A 22957-nucleotide genomic window follows, 5' to 3' on the forward strand; every position below is an offset into this window, starting at 1 on the left:
ATGCGATCGTCGGCAGCGTCAGATGTGTATAAGAGACAGGCGGCGGGGTGGTCTCGACAGGCTCGACCAGCGGTGGGGCGCTCGATCAGCGGGTGGGCTCAGCCGAGTTGCGGCGCTTGCGCTCGTAGGAGGAGCCGGCGATCCAGAATGCGACCAGCGACAGCAGATCGGACTCGGTGACGCCGTGTCGCGAGGAGAATGCGATCAGGGTGGCTCCCTCGATGGGGCCGTTCCAGATAATCCAGGCGACCGCGACGCCTGCCAGCACCAGCGACGCACGCCCCGATGGCCTCATGAGCGCCCACAACCCGCAGGCGAACAGAAGATTGAGAAGGACAAGGGCGTGGAAGAAGTCGGGGACGCGCACTCGATAGATTCTGCCGCGTAATGATAACGACGAGCCGATCTGACGTCGGTAAATGCTGTGAATCCCCTATGTGTCTCACATAGTCGATAGTCTGAGCGCGTTGCACCGCCGATACGCATGGGGAGAGTGAATGGCACGCATTACGCGACCAGTTCCGATGATCCGTGCGGCGGTCGTTGCCCTGATTACGGCGGGAGCCTTGGTCGGCGTCATGCCTGCACATGCTGACGCCGCGGTGCGCACCTTGACGGTCGCGCAACCCGGCGGAACCGGTAAATACGGCGCGGGTTGCACCTACACACTCACCGCGCGGGTGACAAACGATGACCCGGTGACATTCTCTGTCCGGCAACCGACGCGGTTGGCCAATGGAAAGCTATTGCGATTCACCTTCGACGTCGTGCCGCGCAAACACGTCGCGATTTTCCACTGGAGTCCTGTTGTGGAAGGACGCTTCGTACTCGGTGCGCGGCAAGGGAATTCGCCTTGGAAACTGCGCGGTGCCGACGTCGGACGGCGGTTGGATCTGGGGAGTTCGTGCTCGGGGATCTGAGCTGATCCCCGAGCGTGGTGGCTCAGTGAGCGGCTTCGAACGCTTCTACGATTTCCTTGGGAAGCCGTCCACGCGGGCCCACCTCGTAGCCTTCTTCGATTGCCCACTCCCGAATATCGCTCGTCGACGCCGCCGACTTGGACGAGCCGGATGACTTCTTGGTGGTCACCCGAGGCGCCGTGGACTGCTTGCGGCCGCCGATCCTGGTGGAAGCCTCAAGGAGTTTGGCGACAGTGACACGGCCGTTCTCGACCTTGTCGAGATTTGCGCTGGAAATATCGAGCTGATATTCAACGCCGAGCCAGGACCAGAGAACCGTGTGGACGTCGTCGAGGTCGATCTCCCGACCGTCCAGATCATCAACAAATGCGACTGAGCGGATGGTTGCCATGTGTTGAGGTTAACTGATGCTGTCGGACGTTCGAGCGACAGACACGTGACTCGCGCACAAATCTGCGGGAGTAATCGTCCGAGAGATCCGAGTTTACCGACGACTGCGCGAGGAAATTCACGATCAAAAACCCCGTATGCGGAGGCGATAGGCTGAGCGCATGGACGCGCTTTTCGTATGCACCGGCAACATCTGTCGTTCGCCGATGGCGGAGCGGATCTGCCGTGCTGTGGCCGCAGAACAAGGGGTCGAGTTGACGGCTTCGAGCGCAGGAGTCGGAGCACTCAACGGCCAGACGATGCACCCCTTCGCCAGCGAAGTACTCGCCGAAAATCGCGTCGATGCAACAGGTTTCGAGTCGAGGTATCTGCAACCGCGCATACTGGCGCCCGCAGACATCGTGCTCTGCATGACTCGCGAGCATCGTGCCGCCTGTCAACGAATGCTGCCGGTCCGTTGGAAGCGGATGTTCACGCTCATCGAGTTCGTCGAATTGGTGTCGACGCTCGACGGCGACACCCCGACGACCGACGCGTCGCCGAGTATCGACGCGATCATGGCGGCACGTGGGCGAATCGACACCAACTCCGCGCACCTCGACATCCTCGACCCGATGGGCCGACCGAAAGCCGATTTCGAGCGTGTCTATCGTGAACTGTCGCCGCAAGTCGGTGCCCTTGTGCAGTGGGCTCGGCGGTCCGTCGTAGGTCAGTAAGCTCCATCGCCACGGGCAACCGTGACGACGGTACGCAAGAGAATTCGGACGTCTTGCTCGATCGACCAGTTCTCGACGTAGTACATATCCAACTCGACGCGCTGCTCGTCGGTGGTGTCCGAGCGGCCGGAGACCTGCCACAAGCCGGTCATTCCGGGTTTCACGAGTTGGCGTCGCTCGACGAACCCAGGGAACGTGTGTCCTTCGCCGTGCACGAGTGGCCGCGGCCCGACAAGACTCATCTCGCCGAGGATCACGTTGATCAGTTGTGGGAACTCGTCGATACTCGTTCTGCGGATGATGCGGCCGACCGGGGTGATCCGCGGGTCCTTCTTCATCTTGAAGAACATGTCATCCGCTTGGGGGCCGCTGCCGCGCAACTCGGCCAGCCGCTTATCGGCGTCCTGATACATCGAACGGAACTTCCACATTCGGAACGACTCGCCATCACGGCCGATCCGTTCCGGACGGTAGAAGACAGGGCCGCGATCGGAGACCTTGATAGCGATCGCAATGACCAGCAGTATCGGCGAGAGGAGCAGAAGTCCGGTCGCGGCGACGAATCGATCGAACAGCGCTTTACCCCACCCGGAACGACTGCTGTAGCCAGGCTCGTCGACGTGGATGAGCGGGACGTCGGCGATGGATTCCAAGGTGATCTTGGGACGTGCAAGTCCGACCAATGACGGAGCAATCAACAGGCCGATACCGGCTTGGGACAAGCCAAAACGCAGCGCGCGCAACCATTCTGCTTCAAGCGGGGTGGACGAGGCGATGACGATGTAGTCTGCTGCGGCACTCAGGGCGGCATCGACGATATAGCCGGGATCCTCGATCATCGTCGGATCCTGGATGGCGGGAGCGGGCGGCTCGACAGTTCCGACCGGAATGTAGCCCAACGACGGGTTCTTCGTCATCGTGTCGCTCATTCGAACCGCGGACTCCGGGCCGCCGACAATCAACACACGCGTCGACGACGCCCCGTCGCGTCGGCGCCGCGAAGCGATGTACAGCGAGCTCACTGCGTGCGCGGTCATACACCCCACGAAGCCGGTGATGATGGCGATCAGAAGCGTCTGGCGAGGAATCGGAACCCCGAGTACGAGCACGACCACGGCGACGACCGCCAATAGTTTGGCGGTGGCCACGAACACGCGAACGAACTCTTCGAGACCACGCCCGAGTATCCGTTGGTTGGTCGAATCCTCGCGTGCCATCAGCAGCACCCAGCAGGCCCCCATGCCGATACCGAACACCACGCGCTCGACGACGGACTTCGCCACCGGAACGTCGTTGCTGATCGCGACGGCGAAGGCGATACCCCCAGCGATGGAGAGTATCTCGGCGGCTCTCACTACGCGTGCGTGAAAGCGGGTGGTGACGTTACCGCGTGCCGACCGAGACTGCGGCCGTTGCGACTCGTCGCGCGACGCTCTCGGCAAGGCGAGTCGAAGAGTTCCAGCTCGTGACGTCTGGATAGAGCTGAGTGGTTGTGGCGATACTGAGTCTTGTGTTTGGTACATGGCCATCCGAAATCTGTTGTGACTGACCGACAAACGGGATCGGCTCTACGAAGGGGGCGGCGAAGACCTTGGCTGCCAGGACGTCGTCGCTGGCGATACGGTCTGGGTATAGGGCGCATAGCTGGCTTGTCCAGCGGGCCGCAATCGCATCGGAATCCTCGCTGAAGAGAGGCGAGTCCCGAGTGGTGTACTTCATTGTGTAAACCAGCGAATGGTCGCCGTAGCGATGGGTTCCAGACAGCGCGGACATCTCGATGACGCCGTCGAACTCTGTGTCGCAACCGATCACAGGGCTCCAGTAGTGTCCGTCGAGCGGCTTGCGAAGCAGGAACGCAGCGTTGACGACGCCCTGATAAGTGTGCTCGGCCGGGGGAAGAGCTGCTCGGAGGCTCTCGTCAGCGAGCTGATGGAGCACCGGAATCGGAACGGTCGACACCAGGAAGTCGCTGGTGATCACGCGGTCATCCAGCGCTACCTCGACGCCGCTGGAGGTCTCTGTCACGGCGGTTACCCGAGCGGAGGTCTCGACGATGCCTCCGCGGTCGCGTATCGCCTGACAGAGCGCTTCAACGATTGATCGGTATCCGCCACTCGGATAGCCGCGAACGGCTACGTTCTTCTCTCTGCCCAGGCGCTCGTAGATGTAGCGAGCCGGCACGAGTGAGAACGCATCCCCGAACTTTGCGCCGAGCATGGGCTTGAGCAGCTTGGCCCAGACAGCGGGACCGTACAGTTCCGATAGCCATGCCTCGGTGGTCATGTGGTCAAGGTCTTTGCCTCGCCCGAGGTACCGGAGCGTCACCGACACCGCACCGAACCTGACTCTCTCGAGAATGCTCAATGCGCGGAACCTGAGCAGATCGAGCGGAGTATTGAACGGGTAACGGTGACGATCTACCAGCATTCCCATGGTGGTGGAGCGCCATTCGATCGATTCGCGAAGGCCCAGGTCGTCGAGGAGCTCGAGCAACGCGTCGTCGCTGGGCATGATGCAGTGGTAGAAGCGCTCGATCGGATGACCTCCGATTTCGCCCTCGACGCCGAGTCCGCCGAGCTGCGTGCCCTGTTCGAGCACGGTCACCGGAACGTTGCGTTGGGCCAACCGGTACGCGACAACCAGACCGGCGATGCCTCCGCCGATGACGGTGACGCCGGTCGAACTCTGGGAGATCAATTTCGTGCTGCCAGATCAGGCACAGGCGTGATCTGTTCGCGCAGTACGAGTTTCGCGTACTGTCGCAGCGTCAGCGCGAGTTTGAGTTTGGAGGCGCCCTGTTTGAGGTCGTACTGCAACACCATCGGGACCTCGACGACGCGTGGCTGGAGATGCCGGAGTTTCATCAGCAACTCCACCATGCAGGCGAAACCTTGCTCGGTGACAAGACTGTCGCCCCAGTACTCAGTTGCACGGCGCAGCAGTGAAACTCGATAGGCCCGGTACCCGCAGGTGAAGTCGTGGAGATCTTCGATCGCGATCAACCGGGAGAACACGGTCGCAGCTCCGCGCGAAAGCAGACGCCTGAAAGGGGGTGCTGTGGTGTCGTCGCCGCCGGGGGTGAACCTCGATGAAACGGCCAGGTCGGCACCGGCGTCGATCGCTGTGATCATGGCATCGAGCAGCGCAGGATCGTGAGTGTTGTCGGCATCCATGATCGCGATGATGTCGTCCGACGAGGCGACCCGGAGTGCTGCACGGATGCCCGTCTGGACTGCCCGCCCCAAACCTTGATTGACCGGGTGCTTTACGAGCTGAACATCGAGTCCTTCGAGCCCTTCGGAGGCGATGGCGGCTGTTTGATCGATCGATCCGTCGTCAATCACCCACGCCTTCAGGTGGATTGGCAACTCCGTTCGGCGTAGCCGCTCGAAAAGTGGTCGAAGAGAGTCTTCTTCGTTGTAGGCCGGAAGGACCAGATGGAGCGTTCGTGTCTGAACCAGGCTCTTCGGGCCACGGCTCTTGAGACCCACGCTCTGGGCGCTGTTCGAATGAATGTCATCCGAATGAATGACACTCGTGGTCTGATCCGGAAAGGATTCAATGACCATACTTCCCCCCAAGGAATGATCCGACTTCCCCGTGTCGGATAACGAATGGTGGATTCACATTAACACCACTCTGTCCGGAATGCCATGGCGGCGTCTATTAGCCGATCGACGAGTGATGTACGTTTCTTCGGTTTGCGAAGAGTTATGTGGCCTGTTGCGCGTTCATCGAAAACTCGGGTGGGAGCTCGACCCGTGCATCGAATAACTGCGCGATCGCCTTCGCGCTCCGGAATGCTGCCAGTCCGTCGCCGAAGGGGTTTCCGCGAGATGCCATGGAGGAGCGCAAGTCTGGGCTGTCCAGCAGCTTGCGCGCGGTCGCGAGGATCGTGTTCGTGTCAGTTCCCACCGAGATGGCGCACCCGTGCTCGATCGCTTCGATTCGTTCCGTAACCGTCCGTGCCACCAGGACGGGCACACCGAACGTGGGTGCCTCTTCTTGGATTCCGCCGGAGTCGGAGAGGATGACCGTAGCAGCTTTCATCACTCCTACGAGCGCCTCGTAGGGGAGGGGATCGGTGAGCGTGACACGGTCGTGTCCGCCAAGTACCTGGTGAACCTGTTGCCGGACAGAGGGGTTGGGATGCGTTGGGCAGATCACTTCCAGGTCGGGGTACTCGGTCAGCAGCTGCGCAACCGCCCTCAGTACCTGGTCGAGGGGCGAGCCCCAGGACTCGCGGCGGTGCATTGTCAGCAGAACCACGGGCCCAGTGGTTGCGCTGGCCTCCGGAAGATCTGCCGCGATGCGGATCACGGCGTCGACGACTGTGTTGCCGGTCACGTAGATCCGGGCTTCGGGGACTCCGTCGGAAATGAGATTGTCTTTTGCTCGCTGCGTCGGCGCCAGGTGCAGATCGGCGACTTGTCCGATCAGCTTGCGGTTTGCCTCTTCGGGAAACGGCGAGTGGAGATCATGTGACCGCAGACCTGCCTCCAGGTGTGCAACCGGGATCTTTGCCCAGAACGCTGCAAGTGCTCCGGCCAAGGCTGTCGTGGTGTCGCCCTGTACCACAACAAGATCGGGACGCTTCGCCGCCCACAGTTCGGAGAGGCCGGTGATCAACGCCGCGGTCAGGGTCGGTAGACCGCCGTCACCACGGTCGATCTCGAGTGCGAGGTCGGGGGTGATCCCGAATGCCTGCAGTGAGTCCCTCACCATTGTCGGATGCTGCCCACTTGCGACGAACTGCACATCGAACGATAGTTCGCGGAGCTCACTATAAAGAGGAGCCAGTTTGATGGCTTCCGGGCGGGTTCCGGCAACTAGATGAACGGTCGGCACGCGCGCTAGACTACCCACATTCCCGAGTTCGGGATAGTGAACGGGGCGGATTCGAGTTGACGTGATAATCGACTATTTCTACCTTGCTGCAGCGGTGGGGGCCTATGCAGCCGGGTTGCTTTGTCAGAGTGTGGGCGCAAGACGTTCCGCTCCTTCCGGAGCGGGCGTTCGTGGGCTCACCCGTCTGATTGGTGATCCGGTGTACATCGTCGGATTCGCCTGTCAGGTAACGGGTTTTACACTTGCCTTTCTCGCTCGAGCGCATTTGCCCCTGTACCTCGTCCAGGGTGCCGTGTGCGCGTCTGTGGCGCTAACGTCGCTCCTGGGATTCGTGCTTTTGCGGCGGCGAACCTCCGCAAGCGAGTTGGCGGTATTCGGCGTCATGGCGAGCGCGATCGTTCTGTTGTTGGTTGTCTCGCGTCCGTCGAACAGTTACGAGATCGGCGGTCTGGCACTTGTCGGTCTCGTGACGGTTGCGTTTGTAGTTGCTGGAGCGACGTGGTTTGCATCACGGAGTGCCGGCGCGGTTCCGCTTGCGTGTCTGGCCGGTGTGAGCTTTGCGATTCTGGCGGTGGCGGGGAGACCCGTCGCGTCGCACGTCGGCTTCGGGCTCCTCGCTGATCCGCTCGCGTGGCTTGTGGTGGTGACCGCAGTGGTCGGGCAACTGCAGATGGGGCTCGCGCTGGCGCGGGGTTCGACGACCCTCGTCGGCTCGGTGATGGATGCGGTGACCCTTCTGGCTGCGTCGAGCGTCGGATTTCTGCTGCTCGGCGACCGTGTAGGCGATGGTTTGGCGGTGTGGGTGATCGTCGGTCTTGCGGCCTGTGTCGGTGGGGTCATAGCCATGGCAGCAATTGAGAAGAGCCAGGTACGCGCGATGTCGAAAGACGTTGCGGCGCGCGCTGGTCGACTTCAGACCTATGTGCCGGAAGGATGACATGAACTCGACAACCCTCGCGAGTGTGTCGGTCGATCTTGACAACGTGTGGTCGTACTTGAAGACACACGGAGATCCCGAGTGGGAAGCCCGACCGAGCTATCTTCACGTGGCGGTGCCGCGGATCGTCGAGCTATTCGGTGAACTCAACCAGAGCACAACGGTTTTCGTCATCGGCGCAGATGCAGCTCGCGATGACGGCGCAGAAGCTGTCTCGTCGTTTGCTCGTTGTGGACACGAAGTGGGAAACCATTCGTACGAACATGAGCCGTGGCTGCAGAGGTACGACGCGCAGCGGCTTGCCGCAGAGGTCGATAGGACGCACGAAGCCATCGTGGCAGCAGGAGCCCCTGCGCCAGTTGGTTTTCGAGCCCCTGGCTACAGCCACACTCCGGAGTTGTTCAAGCTGCTCATAGAGCGGGGCTACCAGTACGACGCGAGTGTGCTGCCGACGTGGATCGGTCCACTCGCGCGGTATCAGCACTTCCGCAGTACCGAATTGTCAGACGAACAACGAGATGATCGTGCCGACCTGTTCGGCGGATTCGGGCAGGCGCGATGGAGCCTGCATCCCCAGCGGCTGCGGGCCGAGGGCGGTCAGATCGTAGAACTGCCGGTCACAACCCTTCCGGTTGCTCGTGTGCCCATGCACGGTTCGTACCTCATTCAGCTGTACTCGATTTCGCCGAGACTTGCGCGCGGCTATTTTCGTGCCGCGGTGCGCCTATGTAGGGCGCGCGGGGTCGGTATGTCGATGCTCATTCATCCCACCGACATCCTCGACCGGCGGGACGCACCCGCGATGGAGTTCTTTCCCGGCATGGGCGTCGCGGCGTCGGACAAGGTCGCGTTCATCACCTGGGTGGTCCAAACGATGCAGGCGAATTTCGACGTGGTGGGTACCGGCGATCACGTGGCGGCGATGTCGGCGCCCGGGGTATCGCTTGCCTCCGCGGAGATCGGGCGAGCATGCGTCGAATGAACCCGAGGATCGACGTCATGCGGCGACAAGTGCGGGTGTTGCCGGGTCCGGAATACTGTCCACAGTCCGGCGATCAGCAGTACCGTGCCCGCGTACAACGTCACGCGCATCAGCCAGATGGAGAAGTGCGCGACACCGAGCTCGTTACCGAGTCGATCGAAAATGTAGTAGTGCGAAATGGCTGCACCGAAGAACAACAGGGCCAATCCCGGTGCAAGTCGTTTGCGCAGTCGGGGATCGGACGCTACTTCGAGAGAACCGAGCACGATCGGCGCGATCAGCCACGCTGCGTCGTAGCTGAGGTGGTAGAGCGTCACCGTGACAAGTGTCAGACCCAGCAGGACGGAAATCGATTCGAAACGGTACGACGTTCGTCGAACCAAGAAGTACGCGGCAACAACACCTGCGATGGCGATGGCGACTGTGGTCGCGGTCGAAATGCCCAATCCGGCGTGCTGGAGGCTCCCGACGATATCGATTCGCTCATCGAGCCAATCCGCCGTTCGTCTCGACGACGACTCGCTGATGTTTCCGATGAGGCTGTCGACCCAGCGGGGCACTCCGGAGACACCGCCGGCCATCACCAAAACTGCGGCGAGGGAGAGGGCTGCGCTCAATCCGACGCCGAGCAATGCTCGTCGCCATCTGCTTTGCGCAATCAGAACGACGACCACGGCCAGCCCGATATGTGGCTTCATGCAACACAATGCGACGAGTATCACGCCGATGTACTTGTTGCGCACCATGATTGCAGGGACTGCAAGCAAGACGTAGACGATACTGGGCTGACCGAGGTAGTAGGCCAGGCTCACCGGACGGGAGAGCAGAAGAAGAATCACTCCCCACGTCGCCAGCATCCCGCGCCTGATGGCGCCCTCGCGTCCGGCCGGGATCAGCGTCGCGGGGATGTTCTCGGCCACGCGCAATCCGAGCCAGCAACCGGTCGCGATGATCACGGTCATCCCGATTATGGCAGCGACGACGCTGGCGGTATTCCAATCGGCCCATCCAAGGGGAGCCCAGAGCAACAGATGGCCCGGTGCGTACGTCGGGTAATCGAGAGAGTGGGGGAAATTTTGAAGGTACGTCTGAGTGTCATAGGGATTATTGCCCATGACGAACCAGGAAACGGGGCGCCACGTAGCGTCGCGGAAATCGACGAAGGACAGATGGCAGAGGTTTTTCCCGCAATCGACAGCGCCGTCGGCGTCGATCCGGTCTGCCAGCGCCTTCCTCATGAGCGAAACGGCGAGCGCAATCATTGCGGCGATGGAGACTACGAAGAGAGGGATCTCCCAGCGGGCGTCGAATCGGCGTTTCAGCGGCATCGGGTCACCTCCGTCCGATCAGGGCGCAGAACTGCGTGCTCACTTTACACAGCGAATCCGCTCATGCACCTGTCTGGCTATACATGGTGACCGCCGCCGAGAAGCCCACGACCGAGGTGCGCCGTAGTTTCAGCCTCCGGTTCGTAGCCGCCGGCGCAGGTTTGTTATGCACCTTCTTGATGACCATCGTTGCGTATCGAGCGCTCGATGCAAGGCAGGCCGCCGTCTTCTTCGCGATCCTCGCAGCTTTGTCGATCGGCCCCATGGTCGGTCGATTGGGGTTGGGGCCAAACGTTATACGGCTACTACCGGCGGCAAAGACAGCAGATGAGGCCAAACAAATCGCCTCCGACCACTTGCGGGCAACCGCGGTGCTGTCGCTGATCACGGCACCCTTCATCGGACTGATCGCGACGTGGCCACTACGCGGTGATTCGCAATACTGGCCGGTGCTGCTACTCACGGTAGCGGTGGTGGTCGTCGAGTCGATGCGGCTGACCCTCAGCGATATCTTCGCTGCTCACGGGCGGGTGGGAATGGCCGTGTTGACCACTCACCATATTCGCAGCACGATCGTGCTTCCCGCGGTGGCCTTGCTGCTTTTCGCGTTCGACAAATCATCGCTGACGGAGGTTCTCGGCGTATATACCGCCGTGGCCACGATCCAGTTGGCAATTGCGCTGACCGTGGGTCGCGCAGAAGTGTCGTTGACGACGCGTGGTCATTTGCGCGCCCTGCGCGATCCGATACGTCATGGCGCCAAACTCTTCGTTCTCGACCTCTCCGCATTCGTGTGTCTTCCGGCTACGATTTGGCTCGCTAACTTCGCGTTCGCACCGCACGACGCGGCAATCTATGCGGCCGCAGCCACTTTGGCCCTGCAGGTGACGATCCTGGAGAGTCTCGCATCCCTCGCCGTGACGCCGGCTGTCGCGCGGGAGTGGGTCTTGGGGAATCGTGAGCGAGTGGTGTCGATACTTGCGGCGGTGGCCACACTCGGTTCACTCGTGACGCTCGTGATCGTGGCATTTCTGGCGATTCTCGGAGAGACCGTTGTCTCGTGGGCTTACGGCCCCTCGATGGCCGCTGCGGGACCGTTGCTCCTGGTCCTCGCCGCAGGTGGGATCGCGAAAACAGCGTTGGGCGGGAACATTACGATGCTGGTCATCAGTGACAACATCGATCGTGCCGCGTGGTCGGCGTTCGCCGTGCTGGTAGTGGCCGTGCCCGCAGGCATCGCGGCGGCGTTCGCGGGTGGCCCGATGGCTTTGGCGATCGTCTCGGCGTGCGCGGTGACGTTGACCGCCGTAGTCCAATGGCTCAGCGCGCGTAGCGTTCTCGACGACACGCCACGACCGAGCCTCGACGTACGCGCATCATTGGCGACGTTCCGCTGACGGGTTGCCGGCTTGGCCGGTCAGCCGCGCTGATGTCAGCGGGACGAAGGCGAAATGGCCTCTAGTACGCGCTCTGCGGAGAGGTGCCACGAGAATCGCTGCGTGTTCTCGTGCCCCATGCGAATCAGCTTCGCGCGCAAGCCACTGTCTTCTGAGATGCGGCGCACACCGTCAAGCATGGCCTGGGTGTCGTTGGGAGCGAAGTAGATTGCAGCGTCACTCGCGACCTCGGGGATCGCGGCGGCGTCACTGCAGATCACGGGACATCCCGAAGTCTGCGCCTCGATAACGGGGAGACCGAAGCCCTCGTATCGGGAGGGGAAGACCAATGCGCGGCAGTGGCGATACAGGTATGCGAGCTCGGCGTCGTCAAGACGACCGGCGACTGTCGCGCCGGTCGCGAGTGGAGAAGCATCGCTGAAGACCTGGGGATTTCCGGACGCTCCCACGACGATGGTCGAATAGCCTTCGGAGACAAGCGCATTGACCGGGTCGGGAAGGTTCTTGTGTTGCGCCAGCGTACCGACGACGACGAAAGAACTGCTCACGTCCGTTGTGTCCGCCAGCTCAGGCGCCCGCTCTGCGACTGTGTCGAAACCGTCGGCGGCACAGTGCGCCACAGTAAAGCGCTCGGCAGGAACGCGAAGGTACTCGGCGAGTTCGCCCGCGCTGAACCGGGACACCGTGACGAGATGTGCTGCTGTGCGTGACAGCAGGAAGTACATCACGGCGTAGAAGGCCACAAAGGACCGCCGGAAGGTGGCCGAAAACCGGAACGGCGTGGCGTCGTGCATCGTCACCAACTGCTTACGTTTGAGCAGCGGTGCAGGACCGGCGAAGTTGAGCAGAAGCGCGCCGCGACTGGCGATCGGCAGATGAAGCTGTTCGAAAGCGACGCCGCTCCAGCGAGAGCGATCCACCCGGGCACCGCTGTCTGTCAGCCACTGCGGAACCGATGCGTCGGCGGGAACGTCGACGACGAATCGGCGTTCTGGCGCAAGCGTCAAGAGCGCACGGACCATCTCATTGGCATACCGCTGAGTACCCGTCAACGATTGCGCGAGCCACTTGCCGTTGATGTGAATCTCGTTCATGTCATGTTTTCAAATAGCGGATCGTAGAGTCGACGCAGTGCTGTGCGTTGCGCGTCGTCGGTGTTGTCGGCGATTGCACGTCGCGTCAATTCGGTCTGCTCGGTGTAGGTTTCGGGATCGCCAAGAGCTTTCAGCAGAGGTCCGAGTTGCGACGGGCGTTCGATCGTCATCGGCATGTCGAATCCATGGATATACGGCTGAGCACGTGCGATCACCGGAAGCCCGGCCGCCGCTGCCTCGAGGATGGAGATCGGAAATCCCTCCCATCGAGCGGTGTGGAGATAGACATCACCCGAGGCAAGCGTCTTCAGCGCCTGTTCACGATTGAGCCATCCCGTCACATCGACCTCGGCTGCGCGCAGCAGGTCGACGTGCTCCTCGTCGCCGCCGCCGATCCACGTAGCCTCGACGTCGGCACCCGTCTCGCGAGCGGCTTTCACCGCTTCCGCGAAGAAGCGCGCGTCTTTCTGCGGACCCAGCCTCCCGTTGCCGATGATGCGCAGGCGTTCCGCGGACGTTCGTTGATGACGTGGGATGTGCGCGGGCGTCACATTCGGCACCATGACGGCTCGCGGCCGCGAGATCGGCCATTGTGACAATTCGCGTTCGCGCGGCGAACATGCGCCTATTGCGGAGGTGTTGAAGGACAGAAGCCATTCGGCGAACCGGAATCCGGATCGAACAACGGTGGGTACGTCGCGTCGCTCGAACGCGTAGCAATGTGGTGTGTAGACGATGGGTGAGCGAGGTGAGTTGCGCAGCGCCAACCGGACATACACCCCCGCCTTACTGGAGTGAGCATGAACGGCAGCTGGGCGCCCCTCGCGCAAGGTGCGGTTGAGGAACCGGATTCGGTTCGGGGTGCCCGCCGGAAGCTCTGTCGCTGAGGCGAACTGGGTCAACGACGCCGTGTCGACTGTTGCTTCGGCGCGTGTGGAGTACAGGAGGTGGTGCTCGATATCGGGATAGTTGCGCACGTAGTCGCCGATGGCGGCTGCCGTCCCGCTCGCGAACGACTCGGTGACGTGGAAGAGTCGCGCGTTGCTCGTGCTACCGGTCACGGAACCTCGATCGGGGTGCCGTTGCGCGTCCAGCCAGAGGTGGATGTGGCTGAACGGGGTGCATTGGTCACGAAGGGCTGAACCGAATCATTGACCAGCGTGATCTGAGTGAAAGAGATGTTGCTGACGGTTCCGCCACTGTCTGCGAGCACAGCGACGTCGCGTCCCGCTTTTGCCGGTGTCGACGTCACTGTCACACCGGACACCCGCACATTGCTCACACTGCGGCCGGCATTTCCCGAATAGACAAGGATCGAACCGTGCACAACGGTTCCGATATTGGCGGACGTTATCCGTCCGTTCGATGCAGACACCTGTGAAACCGACTGGGTGTAGTAGGGGTTGCCTTCGCTCGCGATATACAGGCCCGCGCCGGAGGTGTTGGACACGTTGAAACCGGTGATCGCGACGCGGGTGCCTCCGACAACTGTGATTCCTCGACCCCAGCGGTTTCCGTTGACGGTGATGTTCGATTCCTTGATGTCCGAACACAGGCCGTTGTCGCCGTAGCTCACTACGGCGACCCCGTCATCGCCGGTGCCCGAGGTCGTCACGTTACTCACAGAGCCGCCACTCGCTCCGTTGGTCATGTGGACGCCGTCGGCGAGTGTGTCCGACACGTTCACCCGGTCGATGGTGAATCCCTTTGCACCGTCGACGAAGAGTCCGGCCGCTGCGGAGCCGCGGATGTTCACGTCGCGGACGGTGTCATTCGTGCCACTTATCACGAGCTTGTGCTGATCGAGTCCGGACTGGCGTGTGCCACTGGTCGCGCCGGCGAATGTGATTCCTGAGATGGACACGCCGTCGGCAGTCACCTGGACTGACGAAGTCAGATCATTCGTGGCGGCAAGGGTTGTGCCGTTACCTTTGATCGTCACGTTGGGCACTCGGATCTTGAGCACTCCGGAATGGCGATACGTTCCGCTGTCCAATTGGAGTGTCGAACCGGGGGCCAGCGCGTCGAACCTGCTCTGCAGTTCCTGGGTGTGGTCAGTATTCGGTGGCGCAGTGGCAGCCGAACCGCATCCCGTAATCATGAAGAGCACCGCCAAACCTACTGGTAGGACGGCACGCCGCCACGAAGCCCTCATCTCGTCACCCCTCCTGGCTGAGAAACGGTCAGATAGGTTGACGAATCCGGGGCGTCAGATGGTCCCGGCTTTCTCGACTTGTTTACCCTCGTCGCGAGATACGCGACCAAAAGCAATCCCACCCAAGCGGGCGCCGCTCGGCCTTGAGCCCAGTAGAGGTAGCGGGGCATTTCGAGCAATCCTGTGAACATCACCGGGTACATGAGCATGCCAATCAAAGATCCGTTGCAGAAGGCGCGATATGTGACGCCGACAATTATGCCAGCGATCGCGAAATAAACGAGGCCTCCGAAATGTCCGTAATCGGTAAATGGTCCGGTATATCCACTGGGATTGTTGAACTCTGGATTGCCGTGCTGTGCGAGGAGGGGCCTGTAATCGGACGGACCGAGAGGGAAGGCGCTGCGGTGTGGAGGCAGCGTGCTGTACACGTGTTGGATACCAGGTGCCGTCCACACGACCTCGAGTGTGTCGTAGGGCACCCGCCCTGGCCACCGCATGTTGTCGTAGATGATCTGACCGTTGTTGATCGCGGTGGCGTAGTACCCGGCGAGTCGATCGGCGGCGAACTGGACGAAGCTGTTCGAGGTGCGTGTGCGATAGAACGACCACGATCGGAAATATTCGAACAATCCGAAAACGAGAAGCAGCACGGGAAGTGAGGCGAGCGGAATCCACTGGGCGAGGACATTTCCGCGCCGGCTTCGGTTCCCGAGATACGCACTACCGATGACAGCCAGCGGGACAACCAGCTCGAGCACGGCGAGTCTCTCGGAGAAAACGTAGGCGCGTCCGATCGCGAGAAGCATCACAGCCGTGATGATGCCGATCTGCCGTCTGCTCTTTCCCTGTGTCAGTACGAGTGCGGCCACGACCACCGCGGGCACGCCGAACTGGGTGAGAGTCGTGACCCCAGCAATTGTTCCGATCGCATCTTTTGTGGGTGTTCCGTCTGCTGCTGTCGCGTTCAGGAGTTCTGCAGGCGTGATGCCCGATTTGGCGATCAGATAGCCGAAACCGAGATACCCGAACACTGTTAATCCGAACATCACCGAACTCGCTCGAACCAACAGAGCAAGTGTGTTCGGCTGCATCGGGGGCCACTCACCGCGCGCCACGGGCCGGCGCCGTACGAGTGTCATCCCGATCAATGCGGCCAAAGCCAACACGAGGACGCCCGAGCCGAACATCGCCACCGTTGCGTTATCGAGCGTCCGTGCAGACCGCCAGAGGGCACGAAACTCCTGATCGCTGATGAATACGGTCGGTATCAGTGAAAGCGAACCAACCACCAGCGCGATGGCTGTCGGCGATATCCACCAGACTGCCCGCGAACTCTGCGAACTCACCTGTCCCTACCGAAGTAGCCGACGAGTTCGCCCCTGAGATAGGCGAGATCGGCTCGCGCGTGGACTCGGTCACCCCGAACGTCGCGAACCGCGCTGCCCACCACTTTGCGCGCGCCGTGGTATCCGAACTGGGCAAGCGACAGCCGATGACGACGCCAGAGGTGGCCGTTGCCGACGCCGTATTTGAACATCTTGTCGACGAATGCCTCGGTGATCGCGTGACGATCATCGTCCTGCAGGATCTGTACCGACGGCTCATAGGAGAGCGAGTGCCCGGCGGCGATGAGGCGAAGGACGAGGTCTGAGTCTTCACCTGCGCCGCGGAGACCGGGTGCACCGACGCCGATGCTCTCATCGAAGGGAGCGCGTGACGGCAGCGCCTCCGTGCGGAAAAAAAGGGTGCTCGAAATGCTGGTGCGTGGAAAATTCAGCCGTGTGACAGTCGTCGGTCGTCGAAGCCACCGCTGCATCGACGGCTGACCATCTTCGGTGACCTGCATGCCACTGACCCCTGCGAGTTCGGGCTGCTCGTCGAGAATCCGAGCCACGGCTTCCAACGTGTCCGGCTTGTACCAACAGTTGTCGTCCGGGTACGCGACCACGGGCGCGGTGACAACTTGGGTACCTGCGTTGCGTCCGGTGGAAACTCCGCGTGGGCTTCGCGCGGCATGGACAGGGCCCGGGAGCCCCGCAGATGTCAGCATGGCTGCGCATTCCTGCGCATCGCTTTGATCGACGACGATGAACTCTACGTCTTCGGCAATCGTCGAGTTGGCGACGGAGTCGAGTAATCGACCGAATTCACGCGGTCGACCAATCGTGCTGCACACGAGTGAAATTCTTGGCGAAGTCATTGCGATCAGATCGAATCTGCAGCTGCGACTTCAGTGCGGACACGGTCACGCAACGTGCGCACACCGGCCCCGTTGGAGCCTTCTCCGTCCCCGTTGGACGTGTCGCGGGGATCTGCGTCGTCGTCGTTGTTGTTGTCGCCGTCCGCGTGGGGCGAGACCTTTTCTTCGTGTGGGCCTTCTTCGTGCGGATCGATGTCGCTCTGGTCAGAAGTGACGTGGTCCTGTGACACCGCAGAGTCTGCCGACGCGGATGGTGCGGATACGACGCCGCTCGTCGTGGCATCGGTCGCAGTCTGGAACTGCTCGCCGTCGACGACCGCCGGCGGACGCGCGGTGGTCTCGTCGGTCCGCGTATCGGACTTTCGCGGCCACCATCGGTGGCGCGTGATGGCGATGAATCCTCGCGAGGGGTCGGGCAACAAACTCAAAGTGGATGCCAGCGTCGGGAGGCGGTCGAGATACTGCTGGGCGACGACTACGACGTAGTCGGCATGGCTGAGGTGATCGGCGAGGTCGGGGTCGGTGCCGAGCGGTAGACACTCGAGTACCTGCACGGCGTCGTGATGCGCAGATGCGCCCGCGAGCAGTTCGCCAACGCGACGTGCTCCTGACCCGGTTGATAGCCCAACCACGGCAATTGTGCCGCTGTCGGGTGAGCCCAATTGTGCGAAGAGGCTTCTGGCCGCCTCTTTCTCAGCGTCCGAGGGAACACTTCCAGATCGCTGCGGCACGATCACGGGAGTCATCGTCTTGGCGTTATCGCTGACGTCAGACGCCGACGTGATGAAGCGCTTTCGGTTGCGCCAGATCAGTGCGCTGCCCAGCCCGAGGATGGCGCCGACTACACCGCCGATGATGGCCATGACCGACCAGTTCGACGCTTTTCCTTCGGTTTCGGTCGCAGGCTGAACGACGGAAGCGGGAGCGCCTGCTGCCATCTGCAGTTGCAGCGCTGAGGCTTGGGTCCGCAATTCTGGGATGCCTGCGGTACGACCGGCGTCTTGCTGTTGGGTGATCAGCGCATTGATCGAGTTCAGTGCCGCAGTATTGCGATCTCGCAGCTGCTGTGACGTGTGATCCAGGTAGGTCGAGATCGCGGTGTCGACGGTGCGTTGGGCTTCGCTTTCAGTCGGCGACGACGACGAGATGGTCACCACGGCAGAATTACTGTTCTGCACCGCGCTGATCGTCGGATTGGTCGCTGTTCCCAGCTTCGCTTTCACGCTGTCGCGGAATCCCGAACCCGAAAGATACGCGATCTCGCCACTGACATAGCTCTGCAGATCGTCGGTGGAAGTCGGCTGTCCGCTGATCACAGCTGACACGCTCGCAGGCTGTTCTAGTCGAACCATTGCCTCCGCCGACTGCGTGGTGTCCCCCGTCTGCGACAACGCTCCCACCAGCGCACCTAGCACGGCGCACACCAGAGTTATCGGCCACAGTGCGACGACCCCACGCGTCAACTGGGCACGATTTAATACGTGCATCAAACTAACTCCCCCTATTTACTCGATGCTACCTTATCCGAGATCGCCAACTACACCGAGAATAATCCCCCCAGGCGACGAAACTCACATCGATTCCCCAGGATTCCGTCGGATTCGTCGTTTTTGAAAGTGGGGGTTAAGGACCTCAGTCTCCGCGTGTGAGGCTTGTTGTGTCCAGGCTTGGCACAACGGAGGGCGTCAAGGACTTCACCGGGAAAGGGTAAAGGCGAAGGCGACGAGTCGCGGGCTGGGATGTCACGCCTGAACCCAGGTCAACTAAAGCGAGCGCGCAATGCGCGTCGGTCGATCTTGCCCGGACCGCGCAGCGGAAGTTCGTCGACTTCGATGATGTCGCGGGGAGCGGCGTAGCGGTCGAGTCGTTCGACGACGGCGCCGCGGATGCGCTCAGCGTCGAATCTGCTTGTGTCAGAGGGGATGACGAAGGCGACGACCTTCTCGCCGAGACGGTCGTCGGGTAGTCCGACGACTGCGCACTCGCGTACGGAGTCGTCGTCGAGGATCACGGCCTCGACCACCTGAGGTACCACCGTGAGTCCGCCGGTGGTGATGGCTTCGTCGGCGCGGCCGATGATGCTCAGGACCCCGTCGTCGAGGCGGCCGAGGTCGTCGGTGATGAAAGTCCGTGCGCCGGGCGTGAGTGTGAAGGCCGGGTGGTCGGGGAGGTTGCGGTATCCGTGGGCGACCATCGGACCCGAGAGTACAACGCGCCCAACGCCTTCGGGGTTCGGATTGATGAGGGTGATGGTGACGCCGTCGAGCGGGATGCCGTCGTAGACGCAGCCGCCGCCGGTCTCGCTCATGCCGTAGGTGCGCACGATGGGTAGCCCGGCGTCGAGGGCGCGGCGCAGGAGCGGTGCGGGAGTCGCCGCGCCGCCGACGAGAAGCGCGTCGGCGGTTCGGAGCGCTGCGGTGGCACGTGGGGAGTCGAGGACTTTGATCAGCTGGGTGGGGACCAGCGAGGTGTAGCGGCGCGGACCGTCGAGGGCGTCGAGGGCGTCGGCGAAGGCGTCGGGGTCGAAACCGGACGAGACGTCGAGGACGCCCGGCGTGAAACCTGCTGCGAGTGCGCGGAGCAGGACTTGGAGTCCGGCGATGTGGTGCGGCGCGAGCGCGAGGAGCCAATTGCCTTGCCCGCCAAGGTAATTGTGCGTCGCTGCCGCAGATGCGGCAAGGGTGTGGGGCGTGTGTTGCGCGCCCTTGGGGGTGCCGGTGGTGCCCGAGGTGGAGATGACGAGCGAGATGGCGTCGTCGATGGGGGTGTCGGCGGCGAGAGCGTCCGCGAGGCGCTTCGCGTGGGCGGGGTCTGCGGTTGGCACTGGCAGGGCGGCGGGGGTGGTCTCGACAAGCTCGACCAGCGGGTTGAGCTCGACCAGCGGTTGGGGCTCGACCGGCGGTGGGGTGGTCTCGACAAGCTCGACCAGCGGTTGGGGCTCGACCAGCGAAGCCGGCGGGGAGGGGAGCTCGACCAGCGCGAGCAGCTCGTCGCGGAGGTCCAGGACCGTCGCGTCGGCGGGCAGGGGGAGTGGTCGCAGGATGCGGGTCACCGCAGCAAAACTACTCCGGCTCGGGGGCGTCGGGCGGTGGCGGGTCGAGGGGGTGGTCGTCGAACGGCCAGCCGCGTGACTCGAGGTAGGTGCGGACGCGATCGATGTCGGCCTCGTGGGGCAGCTCGTGGGTGACCTTGGAGATCTTGACCCCGGCGTCGATCTTGGAGATCGGTTCGGGCGGAGGCGCGGACTCGCGGATGAGCTCGCCCGAGACCTCGTCGACTTCTTCCTCACTGAGCTGTCGGCGTAGGAGAGCGACGAGGGGGATGTAGTCATCGGTGGGTACGCCGTCGGGATAGCCGGCGCGCAACCAGTCGATGATCTTCTTCAGAAATTGCGGCCGATCGGCCACGCGGTCCCCCTCTCGCACACGCAGACGCCTTACGCGTTCTGGTCTGCGATTCTAAGCGGTCCGCGCCTGCTCGGGGCAGGCGCGGACCGGTGTGGCTTGTGATGGCTGAGCAGCCTCAGCTCACCGTGATCTCAGTTGGGTCAGTTCAGATCGTGAACCTGATCCTTTGACTCCGCTGCCAACGGCCAGCCAACCGCGGCAAGTCGAGACGCGACCTGGTTGACCTCGTATTCGGTTGGCGGTTGGTCGGAGACCTTCGCGATTGCGTTAGAGATCTGCTCTTCGGTGAGCGGAGTTCCGATTCCCTGCTCGGCGGCGAGCTCCATGCAGATGCGCATGATCTGATCTTCGTCGAGCACCTTGGTCAGCAGTGCGAGCAACGGCGGGAAATCGGTGGCTGGGATGCCTTCGGGGTAGCCCTTGCGAATCCAATTGACGGCGGACTCGAACAGCGAGGTGTTGGCCATGATGCCTTTCGGTTCGAAATCGAAGTGTCGCGTTGCGCGGGGGCTACTTCTTATATGCCCACGAGGGGAAGATCTTGATATCGAAGTAGTAGTTGAGCGTCTGGCGGCAAATCCACAGCAGGCCGATCACGATCACGGCCGCGACGATCGCGAACAAGACGTAGCCGAGTGCACGTAGTGCCGGATTGGGTGCCGAGGTGGTGCCGTCGGCGTTGAGTCCGCCTTCGCCGCGCGACTCGCACACCATGCCGACAGCGAACAGAGCGGGCAGACCTGCGCCGAGAACCAGACCGATCGCGAAGACCTTGAAGATCGATTCGAGGATGTCCATGAGATTCAGCTTTTCCTTTTGTCGTCCGTCGTCGTCTCTGGTTGCCTACGTCATTGCTGTCGGATCGGGGAGCTGACGAGGTCCGTCCTGGCCTGCCGGCGGGATGATCGAGTTGGTCTCTTCGTCCCAATCGTCGTTCACGTTGTTGGAATCGACCTTGTTCTGCTGTGCGCGCCAGTACATGTAGGCCGACGCCGCGACGAGGACGAGGAAGATGACGACTGCGCCGAGGACGTCGCCGAGCAGGTGGCCGAGGCCGTAGCAGATCGCACCGATGAGTCCGGCTGCCGGAAGGGTGGTTACCCATGCGATCACCATGCGTCCGGCGACGGCCCAGCGAACCTGTGCGCCCTTCTTGCCGACGCCGGAACCGAGGATCGAGCCGGTGGCGACCTGAGTCGTCGACAGCGCCATGCCTGCTGCCGAACTGGTGAGAATGATTGCGGCGGAGCTGGCTTCAGCAGCCATGCCCTGCGGCGAGCTGATTTCGACAAGGCCCTTGCCCAGCGTGCGGATGATGCGCCAGCCACCGAGGTAGGTACCCAGTGCGATGGCTCCGGCGCAGCTGACGACGACCCAGATCGGCAGGCCGTGTGTCACCGACGACGCGCTCAGGTGACCGGTGCTGATCAGGGCGAGTGCGATGACACCCATCGTCTTCTGTGCGTCGCCGGTGCCGTGGGCGAGCGACACCAGGGAGGCGGTGACGATCTGGCCGCTGCGGAAGCCCTTCTCCTGCTTGGAGACGAGGACCGATGCGGTGATCTTGAAGATCAGCCAGGTGCCGACCGCGGCAACCGCGCAAGCGATGAACGGCGATGCGAGCGCGGGGATGATGACCTTCGACAGCACGCCGTGCCAGTCGATTCCGCTCATGCCGAGCGCCGCGATGCCCGACCCGATGAGTCCGCCGAACAATGCGTGGCTCGAGCTCGACGGTAGGCCGAAGAGCCAGGTGAAGAGGTTCCAGAGGATACCGCCAACGAGGCCGGCGAAGATGATCAGCAGCGCTTGGTTGACGTCGATGCCGGGGATCAGATTTCCGGACTTGTCTTGTAGGTGAAGGATGTTCTTGGTGATTGTCGCCGCGACCTCGACCGAGAGGAACGCGCCGACAAGGTTGAGGATGGCCGCGATTGTGACCGCAACCTTGGGCTTGAGGGCGCCGGTGGCGATGGACGTCGCCATGGCGTTTCCGGTGTCGTGAAATCCGTTAGTGAAGTCGAAGCCAAGTGCTGTGATGACCAGCAACACGAGGACAAGCATCTCTCCGCTCATGGGCAATATCATGCGACCCGCCTTAAGGTTTCGCATAAATTACGTTCGACTGCCGTAAGTTTGTGACCTGCGGGTTTGCCTACCCGCACACTGTGTTCACCTAGTGTTCACCGAACCGACCGTGGGCAGACACCATTTGCGCAGCTAATGTCCGATTTTTGTGTGTCGGGGGTCTCGACCAGCGGAGGGCGCTCGACCGCGGGCGGGGTGGTCTCGACAAGCTCGACCAGCGGGCAGGGCGCTCGACCAGCGGGCGGGACGCTCGACCGCGGGGCAGGTGGTCTCGACAAGCTCGACCAGCGGAAGCCGCGCTCGACCAGCGGTGAGTGCGGCCGACCAGCGAAACCTCACCCCGCTGGTCGAGCGGGCGCGAGCGCAGCGAGCACCCGAGTCGAGACCACTCCCAGTGCCGGGGTGGTCTCGACAAGCTCGACCAGCGGGGGCCGCTCGACCAGCGGAGCGGCGACGGTTGAACGAGCGCTCGGGCGGGCCTAGTGCGGCGTC

The 22957-nt window shown here is 62.3% G+C and carries 23 protein-coding genes; 5 read left to right on the top strand and 18 right to left on the bottom strand.

What is annotated here, in order from left to right; translation table 11 throughout:
- Positions 1-85: 85 nt before the first annotated feature.
- A complete protein-coding gene (locus A5785_RS14270; protein ID WP_064867086.1) occupies positions 86-367 on the bottom strand; it encodes a hypothetical protein in 282 nt (93 codons plus the stop codon).
- Positions 368-497: 130 nt separating this feature from the next.
- On the opposite strand from A5785_RS14270, the gene A5785_RS14275 reads away from it, so the two are divergent.
- Positions 498-920, top strand: coding sequence for a hypothetical protein (locus A5785_RS14275; protein ID WP_064867088.1), 423 nt, complete (start codon positions 498-500; stop codon positions 918-920).
- Positions 921-942: 22 nt separating this feature from the next.
- Here the strand turns inward: A5785_RS14275 and A5785_RS14280 are convergent, their stop codons facing one another.
- Positions 943-1311: a histone-like nucleoid-structuring protein Lsr2 gene (locus tag A5785_RS14280; protein WP_049700822.1), complete on the bottom strand. Its 369-nt coding sequence runs from the start codon at positions 1309-1311 to the stop codon at positions 943-945.
- Between the two features lie 160 nt (positions 1312-1471).
- On the opposite strand from A5785_RS14280, the gene A5785_RS14285 reads away from it, so the two are divergent.
- Entirely contained in the window at positions 1472-2026 is a 555-nt protein-coding gene (locus tag A5785_RS14285; RefSeq protein WP_064867090.1) for an arsenate reductase/protein-tyrosine-phosphatase family protein, read from the top strand.
- Here A5785_RS14285 and A5785_RS14290 read toward each other — a convergent pair.
- The 4 genes from A5785_RS14290 to wecB all read right to left on the bottom strand — a co-directional run bounded on the left by A5785_RS14290 (position 2020) and on the right by wecB (position 6892).
- On the bottom strand, positions 2020-3381 hold the full coding sequence (locus tag A5785_RS14290) for a sugar transferase (RefSeq protein ID WP_064867092.1): 1362 nt from the start codon (positions 3379-3381) through the stop codon (positions 2020-2022). The two genes, A5785_RS14285 and A5785_RS14290, sit on opposite strands and share 7 nt — an antisense overlap.
- Before the next feature lie 28 nt (positions 3382-3409).
- On the bottom strand, positions 3410-4723 hold the full coding sequence (locus tag A5785_RS14295; RefSeq protein ID WP_064867094.1) for an FAD-dependent oxidoreductase: 1314 nt from the start codon (positions 4721-4723) through the stop codon (positions 3410-3412).
- Positions 4720-5595: a glycosyltransferase family 2 protein gene (locus tag A5785_RS14300; RefSeq protein WP_082938045.1), complete on the bottom strand. Its 876-nt coding sequence runs from the start codon at positions 5593-5595 to the stop codon at positions 4720-4722. The genes A5785_RS14295 and A5785_RS14300 overlap by 4 nt, the downstream gene beginning before the upstream one ends.
- Before the next feature lie 142 nt (positions 5596-5737).
- On the bottom strand, positions 5738-6892 hold the full coding sequence (gene wecB / locus A5785_RS14305; protein ID WP_331710866.1) for a non-hydrolyzing UDP-N-acetylglucosamine 2-epimerase: 1155 nt from the start codon (positions 6890-6892) through the stop codon (positions 5738-5740).
- A 286-nt stretch (positions 6893-7178) separates the two neighbouring features.
- Here wecB and A5785_RS22980 point away from each other — a divergent pair, with 286 nt between their 5' ends.
- Complete coding sequence (locus A5785_RS22980; protein ID WP_064907283.1) at positions 7179-7811, top strand: hypothetical protein; 633 nt, start codon at positions 7179-7181, stop codon at positions 7809-7811.
- Between the two features lies 1 nt (position 7812).
- Entirely contained in the window at positions 7813-8793 is a 981-nt protein-coding gene (locus tag A5785_RS14315) for a polysaccharide deacetylase family protein (RefSeq protein WP_064867097.1), read from the top strand.
- Here the strand turns inward: A5785_RS14315 and A5785_RS14320 are convergent.
- On the bottom strand, positions 8721-10121 hold the full coding sequence (locus tag A5785_RS14320; RefSeq protein WP_064867099.1) for a glycosyltransferase family 87 protein: 1401 nt from the start codon (positions 10119-10121) through the stop codon (positions 8721-8723). The two genes, A5785_RS14315 and A5785_RS14320, sit on opposite strands and share 73 nt — an antisense overlap.
- A 179-nt stretch (positions 10122-10300) precedes the next feature.
- Between A5785_RS14320 and A5785_RS14325 the strand changes: the two genes are divergently transcribed.
- Entirely contained in the window at positions 10301-11518 is a 1218-nt protein-coding gene (locus tag A5785_RS14325; RefSeq protein WP_231894261.1) for a lipopolysaccharide biosynthesis protein, read from the top strand.
- 35 nt (positions 11519-11553) lie between these two features.
- Here A5785_RS14325 and A5785_RS14330 read toward each other — a convergent pair whose 3' ends face one another.
- From A5785_RS14330 to A5785_RS14380, 11 genes are all read right to left on the bottom strand, one after another.
- Positions 11554-12612: a glycosyltransferase family 4 protein gene (locus A5785_RS14330; RefSeq protein WP_049700831.1), complete on the bottom strand. Its 1059-nt coding sequence runs from the start codon at positions 12610-12612 to the stop codon at positions 11554-11556.
- Positions 12609-13673 carry a glycosyltransferase gene (locus tag A5785_RS14335; protein ID WP_064867103.1) on the bottom strand — a complete coding sequence of 355 codons (1065 nt, stop codon included), beginning with the start codon at positions 13671-13673 and terminating at the stop codon, positions 12609-12611. Before A5785_RS14335 ends, A5785_RS14330 begins: the two co-directional genes overlap by 4 nt.
- Positions 13670-14713, bottom strand: a complete 1044-nt coding sequence (locus A5785_RS14340) for a right-handed parallel beta-helix repeat-containing protein (protein ID WP_156525431.1) — start codon at positions 14711-14713, stop codon at positions 13670-13672. The genes A5785_RS14335 and A5785_RS14340 overlap by 4 nt, the downstream gene beginning before the upstream one ends.
- Positions 14714-14763: 50 nt before the next feature.
- Positions 14764-16116, bottom strand: coding sequence for an O-antigen polymerase (locus A5785_RS14345; protein WP_064867107.1), 1353 nt, complete (start codon positions 16114-16116; stop codon positions 14764-14766).
- Positions 16113-16970 (bottom strand): glycosyltransferase, encoded by an 858-nt coding sequence (locus A5785_RS14350; protein WP_082938046.1) that lies wholly within the window; start codon positions 16968-16970, stop codon positions 16113-16115. The genes A5785_RS14345 and A5785_RS14350 overlap by 4 nt, the downstream gene beginning before the upstream one ends.
- A gap of 5 nt (positions 16971-16975) precedes the next feature.
- Positions 16976-18295, bottom strand: a complete 1320-nt coding sequence (locus A5785_RS14355; RefSeq protein ID WP_156525429.1) for a hypothetical protein — start codon at positions 18293-18295, stop codon at positions 16976-16978.
- A 434-nt stretch (positions 18296-18729) separates the two neighbouring features.
- Positions 18730-20022 (bottom strand): o-succinylbenzoate--CoA ligase, encoded by a 1293-nt coding sequence (gene menE / locus A5785_RS14360; RefSeq protein WP_269449576.1) that lies wholly within the window; start codon positions 20020-20022, stop codon positions 18730-18732.
- A gap of 10 nt (positions 20023-20032) precedes the next feature.
- A complete protein-coding gene (locus A5785_RS14365) occupies positions 20033-20377 on the bottom strand; it encodes a DUF3349 domain-containing protein (RefSeq protein WP_064867111.1) in 345 nt (114 codons plus the stop codon).
- Between the two features lie 140 nt (positions 20378-20517).
- A complete protein-coding gene (locus A5785_RS14370; protein WP_064867113.1) occupies positions 20518-20844 on the bottom strand; it encodes a DUF3349 domain-containing protein in 327 nt (108 codons plus the stop codon).
- Positions 20845-20887: 43 nt separating this feature from the next.
- Complete coding sequence (locus A5785_RS14375; RefSeq protein ID WP_049700840.1) at positions 20888-21175, bottom strand: hypothetical protein; 288 nt, start codon at positions 21173-21175, stop codon at positions 20888-20890.
- 45 nt (positions 21176-21220) lie between these two features.
- A complete protein-coding gene (locus A5785_RS14380; RefSeq protein ID WP_231894263.1) occupies positions 21221-22453 on the bottom strand; it encodes an inorganic phosphate transporter in 1233 nt (410 codons plus the stop codon).
- Between the last annotated feature and the right edge of the window lie 504 nt (positions 22454-22957).

This window comes from Gordonia sp. 852002-50395_SCH5434458 (assembly GCF_001665905.1).
Lineage (GTDB): Bacteria > Actinomycetota > Actinomycetes > Mycobacteriales > Mycobacteriaceae > Gordonia > Gordonia jacobaea.

What these genes read in the sequence shown, in the direction of transcription:
- A5785_RS14275 (WP_064867088.1), top strand. Translation starts at nt 498, where the DNA reads ATGGCACGCATTACGCGACCAGTTCCGATGATCCGTGCGGCGGTCGTT.
- A5785_RS14280 (WP_049700822.1), bottom strand. Translation starts at nt 1,311, where the DNA reads ATGGCAACCATCCGCTCAGTCGCATTTGTTGATGATCTGGACGGTCGG.
- A5785_RS14285 (WP_064867090.1), top strand. Translation starts at nt 1,472, where the DNA reads ATGGACGCGCTTTTCGTATGCACCGGCAACATCTGTCGTTCGCCGATG.
- A5785_RS14300 (WP_082938045.1), bottom strand. Translation starts at nt 5,595, where the DNA reads ATGGTCATTGAATCCTTTCCGGATCAGACCACGAGTGTCATTCATTCG.
- A5785_RS14315 (WP_064867097.1), top strand. Translation starts at nt 7,813, where the DNA reads ATGAACTCGACAACCCTCGCGAGTGTGTCGGTCGATCTTGACAACGTG.
- A5785_RS14320 (WP_064867099.1), bottom strand. Translation starts at nt 10,121, where the DNA reads ATGCCGCTGAAACGCCGATTCGACGCCCGCTGGGAGATCCCTCTCTTC.
- A5785_RS14325 (WP_231894261.1), top strand. Translation starts at nt 10,301, where the DNA reads ATGACCATCGTTGCGTATCGAGCGCTCGATGCAAGGCAGGCCGCCGTC.
- A5785_RS14330 (WP_049700831.1), bottom strand. Translation starts at nt 12,612, where the DNA reads ATGAACGAGATTCACATCAACGGCAAGTGGCTCGCGCAATCGTTGACG.
- A5785_RS14340 (WP_156525431.1), bottom strand. Translation starts at nt 14,713, where the DNA reads ATGATTACGGGATGCGGTTCGGCTGCCACTGCGCCACCGAATACTGAC.
- A5785_RS14350 (WP_082938046.1), bottom strand. Translation starts at nt 16,970, where the DNA reads ATGACTTCGCCAAGAATTTCACTCGTGTGCAGCACGATTGGTCGACCG.
- A5785_RS14370 (WP_064867113.1), bottom strand. Translation starts at nt 20,844, where the DNA reads ATGGCCAACACCTCGCTGTTCGAGTCCGCCGTCAATTGGATTCGCAAG.
- A5785_RS14375 (WP_049700840.1), bottom strand. Translation starts at nt 21,175, where the DNA reads ATGGACATCCTCGAATCGATCTTCAAGGTCTTCGCGATCGGTCTGGTT.
- A5785_RS14380 (WP_231894263.1), bottom strand. Translation starts at nt 22,453, where the DNA reads ATGAGCGGAGAGATGCTTGTCCTCGTGTTGCTGGTCATCACAGCACTT.